General features: G+C 42.3%; 17 protein-coding genes. 11 read left to right on the top strand and 6 right to left on the bottom strand.

The features are described 5' to 3' along the window. Nucleotides 1-2: 2 nt before the first annotated feature. The 5 genes from rng to PSF67_RS01215 all read right to left on the bottom strand — a co-directional run bounded on the left by rng (nt 3) and on the right by PSF67_RS01215 (nt 4,723). Nucleotides 3-1,472, bottom strand: coding sequence for a ribonuclease G (rng, locus tag PSF67_RS01195; RefSeq protein ID WP_102137946.1), 1,470 nt, complete (start codon nt 1,470-1,472; stop codon nt 3-5). Beyond that, on the bottom strand, nt 1,469-2,056 hold the full coding sequence (locus tag PSF67_RS01200; protein ID WP_102137947.1) for a Maf family protein: 588 nt from the start codon (nt 2,054-2,056) through the stop codon (nt 1,469-1,471). The genes rng and PSF67_RS01200 overlap by 4 nt, the downstream gene beginning before the upstream one ends. Nucleotides 2,057-2,091: 35 nt before the next feature. After that, nucleotides 2,092-2,580 (bottom strand): rod shape-determining protein MreD, encoded by a 489-nt coding sequence (gene mreD / locus PSF67_RS01205; RefSeq protein WP_004258382.1) that lies wholly within the window; start codon nt 2,578-2,580, stop codon nt 2,092-2,094. Nucleotides 2,581-2,624: 44 nt separating this feature from the next. Then, nucleotides 2,625-3,593 (bottom strand): rod shape-determining protein MreC, encoded by a 969-nt coding sequence (gene mreC / locus PSF67_RS01210; protein WP_102137948.1) that lies wholly within the window; start codon nt 3,591-3,593, stop codon nt 2,625-2,627. Between the two features lie 86 nt (nt 3,594-3,679). After that, on the bottom strand, nt 3,680-4,723 hold the full coding sequence (locus tag PSF67_RS01215) for a rod shape-determining protein (protein WP_004908213.1): 1,044 nt from the start codon (nt 4,721-4,723) through the stop codon (nt 3,680-3,682). 603 nt (nt 4,724-5,326) lie between these two features. Here PSF67_RS01215 and acuI point away from each other — a divergent pair. The 9 genes from acuI to fis all read left to right on the top strand — a co-directional run bounded on the left by acuI (nt 5,327) and on the right by fis (nt 13,276). After that, a complete protein-coding gene (gene acuI, locus PSF67_RS01220) occupies nt 5,327-6,307 on the top strand; it encodes an acrylyl-CoA reductase (NADPH) (RefSeq protein ID WP_272676410.1) in 981 nt (326 codons plus the stop codon). A 235-nt stretch (nt 6,308-6,542) separates the two neighbouring features. Then, nucleotides 6,543-7,007 carry a type II 3-dehydroquinate dehydratase gene (gene aroQ, locus PSF67_RS01225; RefSeq protein ID WP_102137950.1) on the top strand — a complete coding sequence of 155 codons (465 nt, stop codon included), beginning with the start codon at nt 6,543-6,545 and terminating at the stop codon, nt 7,005-7,007. Between the two features lie 18 nt (nt 7,008-7,025). Continuing rightward, entirely contained in the window at nt 7,026-7,496 is a 471-nt protein-coding gene (gene accB / locus PSF67_RS01230; RefSeq protein WP_102137951.1) for an acetyl-CoA carboxylase biotin carboxyl carrier protein, read from the top strand. A 12-nt stretch (nt 7,497-7,508) separates the two neighbouring features. Then, complete coding sequence (accC, locus tag PSF67_RS01235; protein ID WP_102137952.1) at nt 7,509-8,855, top strand: acetyl-CoA carboxylase biotin carboxylase subunit; 1,347 nt, start codon at nt 7,509-7,511, stop codon at nt 8,853-8,855. Between the two features lie 176 nt (nt 8,856-9,031). Then, nucleotides 9,032-9,274: a DUF997 family protein gene (locus tag PSF67_RS01240; protein WP_102137953.1), complete on the top strand. Its 243-nt coding sequence runs from the start codon at nt 9,032-9,034 to the stop codon at nt 9,272-9,274. After that, nucleotides 9,264-10,724 (top strand): sodium/pantothenate symporter, encoded by a 1,461-nt coding sequence (gene panF / locus PSF67_RS01245; protein WP_272676420.1) that lies wholly within the window; start codon nt 9,264-9,266, stop codon nt 10,722-10,724. Before PSF67_RS01240 ends, panF begins: the two co-directional genes overlap by 11 nt. Nucleotides 10,725-10,786: 62 nt before the next feature. Continuing rightward, nucleotides 10,787-11,671: a 50S ribosomal protein L11 methyltransferase gene (gene prmA, locus PSF67_RS01250; RefSeq protein ID WP_102137955.1), complete on the top strand. Its 885-nt coding sequence runs from the start codon at nt 10,787-10,789 to the stop codon at nt 11,669-11,671. A 317-nt stretch (nt 11,672-11,988) separates the two neighbouring features. Next, complete coding sequence (dusB, locus tag PSF67_RS01255) at nt 11,989-12,972, top strand: tRNA dihydrouridine synthase DusB (protein WP_102137956.1); 984 nt, start codon at nt 11,989-11,991, stop codon at nt 12,970-12,972. 7 nt (nt 12,973-12,979) lie between these two features. Beyond that, nucleotides 12,980-13,276, top strand: coding sequence for a DNA-binding transcriptional regulator Fis (gene fis, locus PSF67_RS01260; protein ID WP_004258438.1), 297 nt, complete (start codon nt 12,980-12,982; stop codon nt 13,274-13,276). Nucleotides 13,277-13,373: 97 nt separating this feature from the next. Here fis and PSF67_RS01265 read toward each other — a convergent pair whose 3' ends face one another. Continuing rightward, nucleotides 13,374-14,930 (bottom strand): methyl-accepting chemotaxis protein, encoded by a 1,557-nt coding sequence (locus PSF67_RS01265; protein ID WP_272676411.1) that lies wholly within the window; start codon nt 14,928-14,930, stop codon nt 13,374-13,376. Nucleotides 14,931-15,402: 472 nt separating this feature from the next. On the opposite strand from PSF67_RS01265, the gene PSF67_RS01270 reads away from it, so the two are divergent. Both PSF67_RS01270 and PSF67_RS01275 read left to right on the top strand, forming a co-directional pair. After that, a complete protein-coding gene (locus PSF67_RS01270) occupies nt 15,403-17,538 on the top strand; it encodes a TonB-dependent receptor (RefSeq protein ID WP_229597481.1) in 2,136 nt (711 codons plus the stop codon). Between the two features lie 173 nt (nt 17,539-17,711). After that, nucleotides 17,712-18,536, top strand: coding sequence for an energy transducer TonB (locus PSF67_RS01275; protein ID WP_272676412.1), 825 nt, complete (start codon nt 17,712-17,714; stop codon nt 18,534-18,536). Nucleotides 18,537-18,573 lie beyond the last annotated feature (37 nt).

Genomic DNA, 18,573 nt, shown 5'->3' on the forward strand with positions numbered 1-18,573 from the left:
TATTACATCATCACGACATCAAAACGTTCCTGACTGTAAAGAGGCTCAGTCTGAACTTTAACTTGCTTCCCAACAAAGATTTCAACTTCTGCAAGGGCGTGTGACTCATCCCCTTTAAGGACATCTACCACCGCTTGAGAGGCATAAACCAAGAACCTATCGGCATCTATCGTGCGGTGCACGCGAACTATTTCACGTAAAATTTCATAACATACTGTTTCGACTGATTTAACGGTTCCACGTCCTTGGCAAGTTGGGCAGTCATCGCATAACACATGTTCTAAGCTTTCTCTTGTGCGCTTGCGCGTCATTTCGACTAAGCCTAGCTGCGAAAAACCATTAATGGTTGTTTTGACTTTATCTTTACTCAATGCCTGCTCTAATGATGCTAGCACACGGCGACGATGTTCTGGGTCAGCCATGTCAATAAAATCAATAATAATAATACCGCCTAAGTTGCGTAAACGCAGCTGCCTTGCTATCGCTTGAGTGGCTTCGATATTAGTGTTGAAGATGGTTTCTTCAAGGTTACGATGCCCAACAAATGCCCCTGTATTGATATCAATAGTCGTCATGGCTTCAGTTTGATCGATAATCAAGTAACCACCTGATTTCAATTCCACTTTTCGATCCATTGCTCGCTGAATTTCGTTTTCAACGTCAAACAAGTCAAATATCGGCTGATTTCCCTGATAGAGTTCGAGCTTAGCTGTCATTTCTGGCACATACTCTTCGATAAACTCTTGTAATTGAGTATAGGTCAAACGAGAATCAACACGAATGCGGTCAAGATGAGCGCCTGCAAAATCACGGATAATACGGAAGGCAAGCGCTAATTCACCATAAATTTTTGTGCGAGTCACATTACGTTTTTTTCGCTCAATCACTTTCGCCCACAGGCGCTTTAAGAATGCAGCATCCTGTTTAACTTCCTCTTCCCCGACCCCTTCTGCTGCCGTACGGATGATAAAACCGCCATTTTCATCACAATACTGTGAAACACAGGCTTTTAAGCGTTCTCTTTCATCTTCACTTTCAATACGTTGTGAAACGCCAACATGGGAAGCCCCTGGCATAAAGACCAAATAGCGAGAAGGAAGAGTAATGTCCGTAGTAAGGCGAGCGCCTTTAGTACCAAGAGGGTCCTTAACGACTTGGACGATTAAATCTTGTCCTTGCTTAACCAGCTCTGCAATATCCCTGACATGAAAGTTTTTCTGCTCATCACCCGCAATACATTCCGTGTGAGGCATAATATCAGACGCGTGCAAAAAAGCCGCTTTATCTAGACCAATATCAACAAAGGCCGCCTGCATTCCTGGTAAGACGCGGCTCACACGGCCTTTGTAAATATTCCCTACTAGCCCTCTTTTCGCTTCTCGTTCAACATGAATTTCTTGTAATATCCCACCATCAATATAAGCAACGCGCGTTTCAGATGGTGTAATGTTCACTAATAGTTCCGCTGTCATGACTTCCCCTTACCATCACTTAACGCTAAAAATCGCTGAATTAGCTCGTCTGTTTCAACCAGTGGTAAACCAACAACCCCATGATAGCTGCCATTAATTTTACGTATAAAACGCCCACCAATTCCTTGTATTCCATAAGCGCCTGCCTTATCCATTGGCTCACCTGACTGTATATAATCCTGTATTTCGAGCAAAGATAACTCGCGGAATGTCACATCTGTCACAATTAGTGACTGCATCGTCTGTTGACGACTGGATAAGGCAATCGCCGTCATGACTTGATGGGTTCTTCCCGATAATGCACTTAGCATCGCTTCTGCGTGCTGGCTATCTTGCGGTTTTTCTAAAATTTTACCTGCGAGAACAACGATAGTATCAGCGCCCAAAACAGGCTGATTATCGGGTGCTATCGCAACACCAGCTAAAGATTTATCTCGTGCAAGACGCTGAACATAGTCTTGAGGCGTCTCCCCCTCTTGCCACTGTTCTTCTACCTCTGGACGCAAAATTTCAAAGGTATAATTAAGTTGCTGAACAAGTTCACGTCGACGGGGTGAACCGGACGCAAGATAAATTAAACACATAAACTGAATTCCCAGTCAGACCGACAACTAGCACTCTAACATACTGAAAATTGCCGGCGAATTTTACGTAAAAGCAAAAATAGCCATGGCCATAGAATACCATTCACTAAGCTATTCCAAAATACTTGCGGATGGAATAATACTTGTGATGATAGAAATTCAGCCCAAAAAACAGCAAGATCTTGAATGATAGTAAGCAACATAATCACCAACGCTTGCTGCCACAACGCCATATTGCGCAACAGCTGGTGCTTATAAGAGACGAGATAACAAATAATACTAAAAGAGAGAGCATGCACTCCTAGTGCGGAGCCCTGAATGGAATCAACGATAATCCCTAAGATAAAGCTTGTGCCAACACTCACTCGGTGTGGTAACGCCATCACCCAATAAGTGAGAATCAACAGAAGCCATGATGGTCGGTAAAAACTGAGTTGCTCCGGCCAAGGCATGACTTGTAAAATCAACGCAATAAAAAATGATAACCAAATAATGGCGCGGCCATTTCCACGATACTCATCCATGCTAATTTACTCTCTTGCCCATAACCATACTGTGTTTCCTCTACTTATGGTTGTGACGTCGGAGCCATTGATGGTGGCAATGGAGGCCCCTGAATTTCATTCGGGTTAGGTAATACTTGCGGCAAAACTTTCATTAAGCGTTCATTTGCCGCACGATAAACTTCCGAAGGCTGTAGTGGCGTTTTAGGATCGTTATCATTTCCCCATAATAACAGCAGGTAACGTAAACGTTGTAATTCAGCGCTCGGCTTCGCGCTAATGATCGTATAAGCTCGTTGTGTGTCATGTTTTACAGCTGATACCACCCCAACTGGATACCCTTCAGGGAAACGCCCCCCTAACCCCGATGTGACGAGAACATCACCAACACGAATATCGGTATTTTCAGGTAACGGTTCTAATTGTAGATCATCGGCACATCCAGAACCCGCCGCAATAACACGTACATCATTACGTAATACTTGTACAGGTAAGGCATGAGCAGTATCACAAATTAACAAGACACGACTATTAAAGTTACTCACCCCAACCACTTGGCCAACAACGCCTTTATCACTAATAACGGGCTGCCCTTCATACACCCCTTCGTTACTGCCCTTGTCTATAACCACTTGGTCACGATAGGGTGTATTTGCCCCTGAAATCACTTGCGTTACCATCATGTGTTCATCTTGACGAAGTGGCGAGCCAAGCAACTCCCTTAAGCGCGCATTCTCCTGCTTAAGTTGCTCTAAAAGTAAGTTATCCGCTTTTTTCAGTAATAACTCTTGGCGTAACGCTTTGTTTTCAAATTGCAGTTGGTCCCTTGAAGAGAAACTTTCAGAGATATTATCTAGGAATTGGCGAGGGCCATTCGCTAAAAAATAGAATGGGCTAACCGCCGTGTCTAAGTAGTTACGGACTTTATTGAAAGGCTCGAAACGATGGTCAATCACCACCAGTACAAGTGCAATGATTACCGCAAAAAAAATGCGTAACTGTAGGGATGGACCTCGCCTAAAAATTGGCTTCATGTGTGGCTAAGTTTCGCTAATGTCAGAGGAACAAAAAATAGTCAAAACAGTTGGAGAACCGTCTCCAACTGTTTCTAAAAGGCCATTTAGTCTTCGCTAAACAGGTCACCACCGTGCATATCGATCATTTCTAACGCTTTACCGCCACCACGAGCGACACAAGTTAGAGGATCTTCAGCAACGATAACAGGGATACCCGTTTCTTCCATCAATAGGCGATCTAAATTACGAAGAAGCGCGCCACCACCTGTTAAGACCATACCGCGTTCTGAGATATCTGAGGCCAATTCAGGAGGACACTGTTCAAGTGCTAACATGACTGCACTGACAATTCCTGTAAGCGGTTCTTGCAGTGCTTCTAAAATTTCATTTGAATTCATCTTAAATCCGCGAGGCACACCTTCTGCAAGGTTACGACCGCGAACTTCAATCTCGTAGACTTCATCTGTCGGGAATGCAGAGCCAATCCCATGTTTGATGCGCTCGGCTGTCGCTTCACCGATTAGTGAGCCATAATTACGGCGTACATAGTTAATGATGGACTCATCGAAACGGTCACCACCAATACGTACAGATGAAGAGTAAACAACGCCATTTAAAGAAATAACAGCGACTTCTGTTGTACCGCCACCGATATCAACAACCATTGAACCCGTCGCTTCTGATACAGGCAACCCAGCACCAATCGCCGCAGCCATCGGTTCTTCAATTAAGAAGACTTCACGCGCACCTGCACTTAATGCCGACTCACGAATGGCTTTACGCTCAACTTGTGTTGCACCAACGGGAACACAAACAAGCACTCGCGGGCTTGGGCGTAAAAAACTGTTGCTATGAACTTGTTTGATGAAGTGTTGTAACATTTTTTCTGTCAGGAAAAAGTCAGCGATAACACCGTCTTTCATTGGCCTGATTGCCGAAATATTACCTGGTGTACGTCCCAGCATCTGCTTCGCTTCACCACCGACAGCAGCAACGCTTTTTGGCGATCCAGAGCGGTCTTGACGAATAGCAACTACAGAGGGTTCATTTAATTTTACGCCTTGTCCTTTGACATAAATAAGGGTATTGGCCGTACCCAAGTCAATAGACAGGTCATTAGAAAACATGCCACGAAATTTTTTAAACATAACGAAAGAGTTATCCTGCAAGCTGGGGACGAATTTAAACCCGTCTACTCTACCAACCACTTGAAGCGGTCTCAAGGCGTTAATGAGCTGCTTCTACAAATATGGTTAATTCATCTATTTTTCACGTACCGTACTGTACATGCTTCTTATATAAACGAAGCAGATAAAAACCCCAAAAACAGAGATTAATTGTATTTTTACCGACAGGATAAAAATATACAAAAAAATTCCTACTCTTTGGTTGTTATATACTCCATCTTTTTCTTCCCAGTGTGACAAGCTATTGGGGCAACAAGTTCAAATATTATTTAGTTCTTTTTATTATTGCTACACACTGGCTATTTCCAATACAAATTGGGTGAATTCGCTGAGTGTTCGCTCTATTATCTACCAGAAACGCGGCAAATTTATGTCAATATACAAAATGAAGCCGTCAGGTTGCGATATTTTGCATGATAAAAGCCTATTTATGCCAGAAAAAAATAAATTTTTACAAATTAATTACAATATTAATAGCTTAAATACTGTTACTACGTCAATGAAATGCACTCAAATTTTAGTAATTTTCAAAATACATATTTAATCATTATATAGGAGTGAAAGATGAAAGCTCTCGTCCTACAACAAACTGACGAAAAAATCGTCTCTGGCATTCAACCATTAACTACAGAAATGCTTCCAGCCGGAGATATTATAGTCGATATTCATTGGTCCACACTCAATTATAAAGATGGATTAGCCATTTGTGGAAAAGCAGGTGTTGTTCGCCAATATCCAATGGTGCCCGGTATCGACTTTTCAGGCGTGATCCATCACAGTGAAGACCCGCGCTTCCAAGTTGGCCAACATGTGCTACTCACTGGATGGGGAGTTGGTGAAACACATTGGGGAGGCTTAGCCTCTCAAGCCAGAGTCCCGGCCAAATACTTAACACCCCTGCCAGAAAATTTATCTTTAAAGCAAGCAATGATAATTGGCACTGCCGGCTTTACCGCTATGCTCTGCGTAAACGCCTTAGAAGACGCAGGTGTGACACCAGATAAAGGTGAAATCATTGTTAGTGGAGCAAGTGGTGGAGTTGGCAGCACCGCTGTGCAAATACTTGCGTTATTAGGTTATGACGTTGTCGCGATTTCAGGTCGTGAAGAAAACAGCAGCTACCTGCAAAGTTTAGGTGCCAAGAGGGTATTACCTCGTAGTGATTTCACTCATCCCGCTAAACCATTAGACAAACAACTGTGGGCCGGTGCAATTGATACTGTCGGCGGTGAGTTGCTCGCCAATCTTCTTGCACAAACACATTATAATGGTGCTGTTGCTGCCTGTGGCTTAGCCGGTGGCTTCGATTTACCGACCAGTGTCATGCCATTTATTTTACGTAATGTTCGGTTACAAGGTGTCGATTCCGTTTACTACCCTGCTGCAAATCGTCCTAAAGTATGGCAACGGCTCACGGAACTTCTCCCATCTTCTTTCTATGAGCAAGTCAGCAATGAGATCACGTTAGAAGATTCTGTCGAATATGCAAAAAAACTCTTAAAAAATGAAGTGACTGGGCGTACGCTAGTTAACCTGCGAGGTTAATCACCAACTTGTCGCGGTACTTTCGCCTAAATAGGGATTACCGCACATTTTCTAAAATAAATTCGGGTATTTTCTCTGATAAGACCAGTATTTTGCTGCTATATGTCACGAAATAATTATAATGACGAACCTTGTCAGTAGAAAATCCATTTATTTTTATGATAAAAGATGACAAACGCTTAGCATCGCGTTATGTTGTCGGGCTATTGATAATATCGTCGGAGTTAGCAGCATAATGGCAGAAGATATTCACATTTTACTCTTGAATGGGCCAAACCTAAACCTGCTAGGTACACGGGAACCCGATAAATACGGCAACCAAACTCTTGCCGATATCGTATCCAACCTTGGGGCAGAGGCTAGTCAACTAGGGGTAAAACTGAGTCATTTTCAGTCAAACGCAGAATTTGAACTCATCGATAAAATTCATGCTGCACGTCATGATGTTGATTTTATTCTCATCAATCCGGCTGCATTCACACATACCAGTGTTGCACTACGTGATGCATTACTCGCGGTGAGTATCCCGTTTATCGAGATCCACCTGTCTAATGTGCACGCTAGGGAATCATTTCGCCAACATTCTTATTTCTCCGATAAAGCAATCGGTGTAATTTGTGGTCTAGGTGCTGATGGTTATAGTTTTGCTTTACAGGCAGCGGTTAACCGTCTGCGCCTAATTAATTCAATCCAAATATAAGAGTACGGAATCATATCCATGGATATTCGTAAAATTAAAAAGCTGATCGAGCTGGTCGAAGAGTCTGGCATTTCTGAACTGGAAATTTCTGAAGGTGAAGAGTCAGTACGTATCAGCCGCGTTTCACCTGCTTCTCAGGTTATGGCTGCACCTCAACAATATTACTCAGCACCGGTTGCACAGCAACCTGCTCTGGCTAATGCGGTTGCACCATCTGAAGCGATGGTAGCGCCAGCTGCACCTGCAGCAGTTGCAGGTCACCAGGTTCGCTCACCAATGGTCGGTACTTTCTACCGCGCGCCAAGCCCAGAAGCGAAATCATTCGTTGAAGTTGGCCAAACGGTCAGCGTTGGTGACCCACTTTGCATCGTTGAAGCGATGAAAATGATGAACCAAATCGAAGCAGATAAAGCAGGCGTTGTTAAAGCCATTCTGTTGCAAAACGGTGATGCAGTAGAATTTGACGAGCCATTAGTTGTCATCGAATAACGAGGCGTTTCCATGCTGGAAAAAATTGTTATCGCTAACCGTGGCGAAATCGCATTACGTATTTTGCGTGCCTGTAAAGAACTCGGCATCAAAACAGTAGCGGTTCACTCTACGGCAGATAGCGATCTAAAACACGTGTTACTGGCTGATGAAACAATTTGTATCGGCCCAGCAGCATCAGCAAAAAGTTACTTAAATATCCCTGCGATTATTTCCGCAGCGGAGATTTCAGGTGCTCAAGCGATTCACCCAGGATATGGTTTCTTGGCTGAAAACGCAGATTTCGCAGAACAAGTTGAAAACTCTGGTTTTGTTTTTATCGGTCCAAAAGCTGAAACCATCCGCCTAATGGGTGATAAAGTTTCTGCGATTAACGCGATGAAAAAAGCTGGCGTACCTTGCGTTCCGGGTTCTGATGGCCCATTAGGGAACGACACTGAAAAAAATAAAGCCATCGCGAAACGTATCGGCTTCCCTGTCATCATCAAAGCATCTGGTGGTGGTGGTGGTCGTGGTATGCGTGTGGTACGCAATGAGAAAGATTTAGAATCTTCTATCAACTTGACGCGTGCTGAAGCGAAATCCGCTTTTAATAATGATATGGTTTACATGGAAAAATTCCTTGAAAACCCACGTCATATTGAAATTCAAGTCATGGCTGATGGCCAAGGCCATGCGGTTTACTTAGCTGAGCGTGACTGTTCAATGCAACGTCGCCACCAAAAAGTGGTTGAAGAAGCACCAGCTCCAGGCATTACGCCGGAAATTCGCCGTAATATCGGTGAACGCTGTGCTAATGCATGTATTGAAATCGGTTATCGCGGCGCAGGTACCTTCGAATTTTTATTCGAAAACGGTGAGTTCTACTTCATTGAAATGAATACCCGTATTCAAGTTGAACACCCAGTCACTGAAATGATCACGGGTGTAGACTTGATTAAAGAGCAACTGCGTGTTGCCTCTGGGTTACCATTATCTGTGAAGCAAGAAGATATCGTGGTACATGGTCATGCTGTTGAGTGTCGTATCAACGCAGAAGATCCGAATACCTTCATCCCAAGTCCAGGTAAAATCACCCGTTTCCACTCACCAGGTGGTTTTGGTGTACGTTGGGAATCTCATATTTACGCAGGCTACACTGTACCTCCGTATTATGACTCAATGATTGGTAAATTAATTACTTATGGTGAAACTCGTGAAATCGCTATTTCTCGTATGAAAAATGCATTAAACGAATTAATCGTCGATGGTATTAAAACCAATATTGAATTGCACCAAATGATTATGAGCGATGAAAACTTCCAAAAAGGTGGCACTAATATCCACTATTTAGAGAAAAAACTGGGGATTGCTGAATAAGTCAGCGATAACCTGTTTGGCTCATCGTCAATCGATACCGTAACGCGCTGCGTTGCGGTATTTTTTTGTGTTAAATACGCTTTATTGCACTTTTCTTCTGGTATTTTTCACACTCAGCCTGCGGATTATCGTACAATTGCTGATTATTTTTTTATGGGAATGAAGGGGAAGAACGGGTGGATAAACGTTTTCTTCAATCAAATAAAGAAGCACGCTGGTCATTTTATTTGACTATCGCCTATCTAATTGGCTGGGTTATTAGTGCCTACCTACCGGACAACACGCTTGGAGTTACAGGACTACCACTGTGGTTTGAATGGTCTTGTCTCATCTTACCCATCATTTTTATTTTGCTCTGCATAATGATGGTTAAACTGATTTTTAAAGACATTTCTCTGGAGGAGAATGATGCAGATTGAAGTTCTCCTGCCTCTCGTCGGCTACCTAGCTCTCGTTTTTTTGCTATCCATTTATGCATATAAAAAACGAACAAAAGGCGAGTTCTTAAATGAATACTTTTTAGGTAATCGTTCAATGGGCGGCTTTGTCCTTGCGATGACCATCACAGCGACTTATATCAGTGCGAGTTCATTTATTGGTGGGCCAGGTGCTGCCTATAAATATGGCCTAGGTTGGGTGCTATTGGCGATGATCCAACTGCCTGCGATTTGGCTTTCCCTTGGCGTGCTAGGTAAAAAATTTGCTATTTTGGCGCGTCGCTATAATGCCGTTACGCTTAACGATATGCTGTATGCACGCTATCAAAGCCGGTTTTTAGTATGGTTTGCCAGTGTCAGCCTGCTCATTGCCTTTTTTGGCGCCATGACGGTGCAATTTATTGGTGGGGCGCGCCTATTAGAAACCGCAGCAGGTATTCCATATACTTATGGGTTAATGATTTTTGGGGTATCCATCGCACTCTACACCGCAATTGGCGGGTTTAGGGCCAGTGTCCTAAATGATGCGCTGCAAGGGCTTGTAATGCTTTTAGGTACGGTGATCCTGTTAATCGCGATTATTTACCATGCAGGTGGTTTACCTGCCGCGATAGAAAAAATGCATAGCATAGACCCTAAATTGGTATCGCCTGAAGGTGCAGATGACATTTTAAGCGGGCCATTTTTAGCTTCGTTTTGGGTTTTAGTCTGTTTTGGGGTGATTGGTTTACCTCACACCGCAGTACGTTGTATTTCATATAAAGACAGTAAAGCGGTTCACCGTGGAATTATCTTAGGAACGATCGTCATGGCCATGCTGATGTTTGGCATGCACTTTGCGGGGGCACTCGGTCGCGCAATTTTACCTGACCTGACGATCCCAGACCAAGTGATCCCAACTTTGATGGTGCAAGTGCTGCCACCTTTCGCAGCAGGGATTTTCCTAGCGGCACCAATGGCTGCGATCATGTCGACGATCAACGCACAACTACTGCAATCTTCGGCAACCATCGTAAAAGATATCTATCTAAATACCGTGCCAACACAAATCAAAAATGAAAAGCGTCTTGCGCGCATCTCTAGCCTTTCCACTTTGGTCTTAGGTGCATTGCTTTTAGTTGCAGCATGGAACCCGCCTCAGATGATTATCTGGCTGAATTTACTGGCTTTTGGTGGTTTAGAAGCTGTTTTCTTGTGGCCATTAGTCCTCGGGCTATATTGGGAAAAAGCCAATGGAACAGGCGCTATCAGTGGGATGGTCGTCGGAGGCGTCAGTTATGCCATACTGGCTAGCTTTAAAATTGAGATCATGGGTTTCCATGCCATCGTTCCCTCACTGGTTTTTAGCCTTGTGGCTTTCTTAGTGGGTAACCTTTTCGGTAAAAATCCCGTACAATCGACGCCAATTGAGCAGGTAACTAGCACGCACTAACGCCTATTATAGGTAAGTGATTTTGCTCAACCTGACATAAACGAATAAATAGAGAAAAAATAATGCCTTGGATCCAAATTAAAATTAACTCCACCGCTCAACAGGCAGAAGCGCTTGGCGATGAACTGATAGAAACAGGGGCGGTATCCGTCACTTTTCAAGACAGCCACGATACGCCCGTTTTTGAGCCGCTTCCGGGGGAAACCCGCCTTTGGGGTGATACCGATGTCATTGGCCTATATGACGCAGAAACCGACATGAAAATTGTCGTTGCTCAACTAGAAAATAGTCCTCTATTGAGTGCAGGTTTTATCCATAAAATCGAACAATTAGAAGACAAAGATTGGGAAAGAGAATGGATGGATAATTTTCATCCAATGCGCTTTGGGGAACGTTTGTGGATCTGCCCAAGTTGGCGCGATGTGCCCGACCCGACCGCTGTCAATGTAATGTTAGATCCTGGCCTTGCTTTTGGTACTGGTACGCATCCAACGACCTCATTGTGTCTTCAATGGCTAGACAGTCTTGATCTCGAAGGTAAAACCGTGATCGACTTTGGTTGTGGATCCGGTATTTTAGCGATTGCTGCCTTAAAATTAGGTGCTGCTCACGCGATTGGGATCGACATCGACCCTCAGGCTATCACTGCAAGCCGCGATAATGCGCAGCGTAACGGTGTTTCAGAGCGTTTATCTCTATACCTACCAAAAGACCAGCCTGATGACTTACAAGCTGATGTCGTGGTTGCTAACATCCTTGCTGGCCCATTGCGTGAACTCGCCCCTATGATTAGCGTTCTACCTCGTCCGGGTGGGTTATTAGGACTTTCTGGCGTGCTCGCCACTCAAGCAGAAGGAGTGGCTGATGCTTATCGTTCCACTTTTGAAATCGACCCTGTTGCTGAAAAAGAAGAATGGTGCCGGATTACGGGTGTCAAGCATTTTTAGTGAGTTTTTTTATTAAAATTAGAGAATAATTTCTTTGAAAACAACGCCAGAATAGATTATCTTATAGCTCAAATATTGCTCAATAGCTGGCGATAATCTGTTCTGCACGAGATTTGAACAGCACAACCGTTATTTTAATAAATCGTTATAGGATGAACTTAACTATTTGTTAAATATAACTAATTTAATAATTGCAAAAATGCAAGATAAAAAAATTAGTGATAAATAACCGTTTGCTCAAAGTTTGTCCTTTCATATCTCGTAAAAAATGCGTAATATACGCGCCCTTGCAGTCACAGTATGGCCCCCATTTAGTTATGCGAATCGGACAATATCAGTTGAGAAACTGTCTTATTGCTGCCCCCATGGCAGGCATTACAGATAAGCCGTTTAGGTCGCTCTGTTATGACATGGGTGCTGGGATGACAGTATCAGAGATGCTTTCTTCTAATCCTCAAGTTTGGAAGACCGACAAATCTAGACTCAGAATGGTTCATCGCGATGAACTAGGGGTTCGTTCCGTGCAAATAGCTGGCAATGATCCTGATGAAATGGCTGCCGCGGCTCAAATTAACGTTGAGAGTGGCGCTCAAATCATTGATATCAACATGGGCTGTCCAGCTAAAAAAGTGAATCGTAAGCTTGCAGGCTCTGCACTGCTACGCTACCCAGAAATCGTGAAATCGATTCTTGAAGGTGTCGTCAAAGCAGTGGATGTGCCAGTTACCCTTAAGATCCGCACAGGCTGGTCACCTGAAGAGCGAAACTGCATAGAGATTGCCAAATTGGCCGAAGATTGCGGCATTCAAGCTCTCACTATTCATGGCAGAACTAGAGCCTGTCTGTTTAATGGGGAAGCTGAATACGACAACATTCGGGCAGTTAAGCAGACTGTTACCATTCCGGTTATTGCCAATGGCGACATTACTGACCCGCTAAAAGCCAGGGCTGTTTTAGACTACACAGGGGCGGATGCCTTGATGGTAGGCAGAGCGGCTCAGGGAAGACCTTGGATCTTCCGGGAAATCCAGCATTATCTGGACACAGGTGAAATATTGCCACCAATGCCAGTGGCAGAGGTAAGGCGTATTATGCTAGCGCATGTACAGGAATTGCACGACTTTTACGGTCAAGGCAAAGGAGCCCGTATAGCGCGCAAACATGTTTCTTGGTACTTAAAAGAACATGCACCTGATGACCAGTTTCGGCGCTCATTCAACACCATTGAGGATGCCAGCGAACAGCTGGAGGTGTTGGAGGCATTTTTTGAAAATTTTTGCGTAAATAAAGATAAGAGCTGACAGAACTATGTTCGAACAACGCGTAAATTCTGACGTACTAACCGTTGCTACTGTAAATTCACAAGATCAAGTAACTCAAAAACCGTTACGTGACTCAGTTAAGCAAGCACTGAAGAACTATTTTGCTCAATTAAATAATCAAGATGTTAATGATTTATATGAGCTGGTATTGGCTGAAGTAGAACAGCCTTTGTTGGACATGGTTATGCAATATACCCGTGGAAACCAGACCCGTGCAGCCCTGATGATGGGTATCAACCGCGGAACTCTGCGTAAGAAACTGAAAAAATACGGCATGAACTAATCCTAGTCGGTTAATGCAGTGTTTTTGTGAGCCCTCACTGTAACGCAGTGAGGGCTTTTTATTTGCAAAAATAATGGCTAGTTGCCAAAATAATGTGCTAGGCCATTTGGGTGGATAAACTGAACTGCTGAACAGCTTGTTGTAATTCTTGCGTTTGCTCCGCTAATGAACTGGCCGCTGTAGCCACTTGCTCAACTAAAGCCGCATTTTGCTGCGTAACACCGTCCATCTGTGTAATAGCGACCCCAACTTGGGCTATCCCTTTGCTCTGCTCTTCTGAAGCCACCGTGATTTGCGCCATAATTGCAGTCACTTCATTGACTCCCTGTAAAATATGCTCCATCGTTTTCCCCATCTCATTCACCAACCCCGTTCCTTTTTGTACGCAAGTTCCTGAATCTGCGATAAGCCGTTCAATTTCCATCGCAGCTTCCGCACTGTGGCTCGCTAACTTGCGTACTTCTGCAGCGACTACCATAAAGCCGCGTCCATGCACACCAGCACGAGCGGCTTCGATGGAAGCATTGAGCGCCAAAATATTAGTTTGGAAACTAATATCGTTAATCATGTTGATAATATCAGCGATTTTCTGTGAGCTTTGAGAGATTTCAGTCATGGTCACGACAACCGAATCAACAATGCTATTCCCTTTATTAGCGGCCACAAACGCTTCGCCTACAAGTTGATTAGCTTGATGTGTGTTTTCCATATTCAGTTGAACTGCTGCGGTAATTTCCTCCATACTCGCAGCTGTCTCTTCCAAAGCAGCGGCCTGCTCTTCTGTTCGTGATGAAAGGTCGCTATTACCATTTGAAATCTCACTTGCTCCCAGATAAATATTTTCACTTCCTTGCCGGATTGAATTGACCGATTCACTTAAGTCTTTTCTCATCCCTTCAAGTATTGGAAACAATTTTCCTACACAACTATTTCCGAATGGCTGTATAGGATGGCTTAAATCGCCTTTGGCGATATCGATAAAATGCTGCCTTAATAAGCCTAATGGTTTTTGCATCATCTCTGCCATATAGCGATCCGTAAAAATGAGCATGAAGATCCCTAATATTGCCGTGATAATCATAACCATTCGCGTAATATCCATCACGTTATCAACATGATTTCGAGCTTGGCTAATCAACTCTTCTGCAGTTTGGTTGAATTTTTGAATTGATGCACCAAACGTTCGGCTCAATGCAGGAGTGACATTGTGGGCGTGAGATAAATATTTATTGGCATCACTTTCCATACTAAGGGTTAATTGAGGTTTTACCCCATCATCAAGTAGTGCTTGCCAGTTATTAATTACCTGTTCTGCTATTTCAGGCGTCATTGGCCCAGGGGAAATCAATTTCATCTGCTCTAAATATTTTTCCATATTGGACATCGCCTCTTTGACTGGGCCATAATCCACCGTTTTCCCTTCACTTTTACTTTCCATTACTCGGGTTAACCGAGTGACAAAACGAAAATATTGGTCATTTCCCTGACTAATTACCGTCATTTGCTGCACTAATTGTCTATCGATGTCATTTCCATCTGCGATACGTGATAGTGACCAACCACTGTATACATTCGTTCCCCCCAAGATCAGGCACAAAATACTTAATAATACGAAGACCACAGTGCGGATTGAGTAATTTCGAAGTTTCTGCATAGAATTTCTCTTTCGCTGGGATAAAATAAGGATATTTAACTTTATCGGCACTATAGAGAAATATTTTAACCACTGTATTTGGTTGATTTTTACCCAAAATAAGTAAAAGCACTTATATTTCAAAAGGGTTACTATTTGATTTTGGAAATCAAAGAATAATAAAAATTTGAGATTAATATGAGGAATTTGAAGTAGATCGCTAAATGCAAACATCCAACCTGGGTAAATGAACCATCCTTATCGCTATTATCACACCTAACCTAGTGCAAAAATTGCTACCCACTCAATTAGACACTCCGATAAGTCAACAGCTTATTTTCACTTAAATCAAATAATTAGCTACAGAATAAATTTGTTTAAATTAATTGATCTTGAAACTAACAATAATATAATAAGATTGATTATCATTTGCATTATCATTACAAAAGGCAAGCCTACTCCAATGAAAAACATTTCCTCCGTTGGAAACAATATGGTTAAATTTAAGCCAAGTTTTATTTGTTTCATTATTTTATCAACACTTTCTTTTACGACACATGCAGCCAATAAAGAACTTGAATCACCACAACTTCAAGAAACAACTGATGCTATTGAGCTACAAGATAGTTATGCACGACCTGACTATGTTGAAATAGAACGTTTACGAGACACCAAACAAATTATTGTTATTTCAAAAGAAGATATTCAAGGCAAAGGAAACCGCACAATCTCTGATGTGCTTAAATCCGTTCCTGGTATTAGTGTCGATACCTCTGGACAAGGTAATATTGACTTGCGGGGACAAGGGGCTGAAACCTCACAACGTAACCTACAAGTATTACTTGATGGGGCTCCAATTACCACATTAGCAAATCACCCTTATACCACTAACTACGATATTATTCCCGTTGAACAACTTGAGCGTATTGAGATCATTCCCGGTGGTGGAAGCGTTATTTACGGCTCAGGGACTGCCGGTGGCGTCATTAATATCACTTCAAATCTGAGAAGTATGGCTGATCCAAAAACAAGTGTTTTATCTGAATGGAACTCAGAAGGATATCGCTTAAATGCCAATTTGGGCGCTCGGGTTAATGATAAGTTTTCAATTTTAGGTACTGCCAGTAAACTAAATCGTGATCTTTACTATAAAGATACCTACCGTAATTCAGAATATTATTCATTAGGTGGAAGATGGGATCTTACCCCAGATCAAAGCCTCATGTTACGAGGAAGTCATCTCACTGAAAGTTCTCAATACGTGAAAACGCTCACATCACGTAATATCAAAAAGTATGGTAAAGACTACGTTCCACCAGACAAAACCGTCACTGTCGGTATTGATGAGAATGGTAAACTAATTAAAAAAACAATCAGCGGTTATCTGATCGGTGACCGCGAAGTCGATAGCTATAATTTAAGTTACCAAAATGCACTTACTGAAAAACTCAATTTTGCTACAGATGTTTTCTACACTGATGGTTTTTATACTAATAATGCCAACTGGGAACAAAAAGTTAATCAAAAAAGCCATGGAACAAAAATCAAATTAGATATCGGCTATCTCGATGATAGCAATCTACTTTTTGGCGTAGATTATGCAAAACAAAAGGCTTCTATTCATTATATTGGGAGCTATAAAAAAGACAGTAAAGGCCGATATTATGGGGTTCCTCATAATTTTGATTATGATAAAACAACAAAGGCAATTTATGTCCTTAACAGCCTAAAATCAGATCAATTTGTATTTACTCAAGGGTTGAGACGTGAATTGTCGGAATGGTCATTTGATAAAAGTGGCACAGTAAATGGGTCTGGTACTTCAGACCGTTGGAATACCGCAGCTGAACTTTCTCTTGCTTACCTTTATCGCGATACTGGCCGAATTTATGGGCGATACGAACGAGGCTACACCCTTCCCGATGGCTTGCAAATCAGCGACCAATCTGTCGTCAATGGTGAGAAAATTTACACTCCCACTAAGGCCGAAGATGAAAAATATGACTTATTTGAAGTCGGTTTAAGAGACAAATTAGCGTTTAGTACTGTCAATGTCACGTTCTGGACATCCAATACGAATAACCAGCTAAATCGTATTTATCTCACTAGCGTCAATGATGCGAAGACAATGAACTTGTTAAAAACTCGTCGCTGGGGAGCTGATGTTGACTTCCAGCAGACACTCGGTGATTTCACTTTCCAAGAATCCTATTCATGGCTCAGAGGGCGTTCTGATTATAACAACCATGGCCGTCAGTTTTTGGAAGAAAACGGCAAAAATACCATTGATTACACAAAAAGTGGTTTAACTAAAGTGCCAGAGCACTCCGTTAAGCTAAAAGTAAAATACGACTTCACCGAAGATTTATCGGGAGATATTCAGTACACCTATTACGGTTCGTACAATAATTTCCTTTCTGATGCCAATAAAGAGGAAGATGGCGTTGTTAAATCACGTGAGCTCATTGACCTCAGTGTTCGTTACACACCAATTGAACATATCGAATTATATGGTGGCGTCACTAACTTAATGAATAAAACTTACTACGACTATGTTACTGCAGGTTATGGTTCATTGATTCCTGGAAATGAGCGCTCATTCTTCGCAGGTATTAAAGCTACCTACTGATTTAAACAGGAAACGTTTCAGTGACTATACACCCGTTTTTTCGTTATAAACTTGCTTTAGCGCTGTCACTCGTTATCCATATCATTGTCATTATGTTTATCGCCCTACAAATAGGTAGGGCGGTACCTATAGTGGAAGGGACGGAAACGATAACTTTATCTCTAGGGGGAGCAATGGGCTCTTCAGGGGGCACAGGAGAACAAAGTAGTAAGAAACAAGCGCAATTACAAGAAGTTGTATCAGAATCCCCCTCGAAGGCTGAAGCTGCTTCCCAACAGAAGCAGGTTAGCAAGTCTCAACCGAATGAAAGTAAAATACCTTCAAAAGCTCAACTTAAAAATTCATTGATTCCAGTGAATGTTCCCGTTGATAACACGATTGAATCGCCTTTACTCACGCAAAAAACAAAAGTAAATACAAAACCGGAAATCAGTCAGTCCGTACAAGGAAAAAAACAAGAAAAGCAAAGTAAATTACTGAACAATAACTCTCGAAATAACACAGAAAATCAACTTATTGCTAATAAGATAAGCCATAAGATGCAACAAGGCTCACAAGAAACGGCTAAAGAAATGCCATCTAATTTAACTGCTGAAAATCATTCTTCCGCAAACCCATCCGCTTCAGAGAGTAATCAAAGTGGTAAAGGGAATAATGTATTATCTGGTAATAGCCAATTTTCGGATAATGGTGATGGAAGTTATACTGCACTCGGTTCGAGTGGTATTTCCTATACAATTTTACAGGATGCAACCCCTAAGTATCCGAAAGAGGCTCGCTCTTTAGGTTATACAAAAGTGGTTAAAGTACAACTCCGGCTATTAGTTGGATTAGATGGTCAAATTGAGTCCGTTGAAATACTAAATAATAAAATTCCTGATTTAGGTTTTAAAGAAGAAGCGGTTAAAGCGATTAAAAAAATGGTCTTTAAGCCCATTGTTTATCAAGGACAAAATATTAAAATGTATTTTAAAAAAACCGTCATCTTTCAATATTAGCCACAAACCATCGTATCGTTGGATAGGAAAAAAGGTA

This window comes from Providencia sp. PROV076 (assembly GCF_028483405.1).
GTDB lineage: Bacteria > Pseudomonadota > Gammaproteobacteria > Enterobacterales > Enterobacteriaceae > Providencia > Providencia huaxiensis.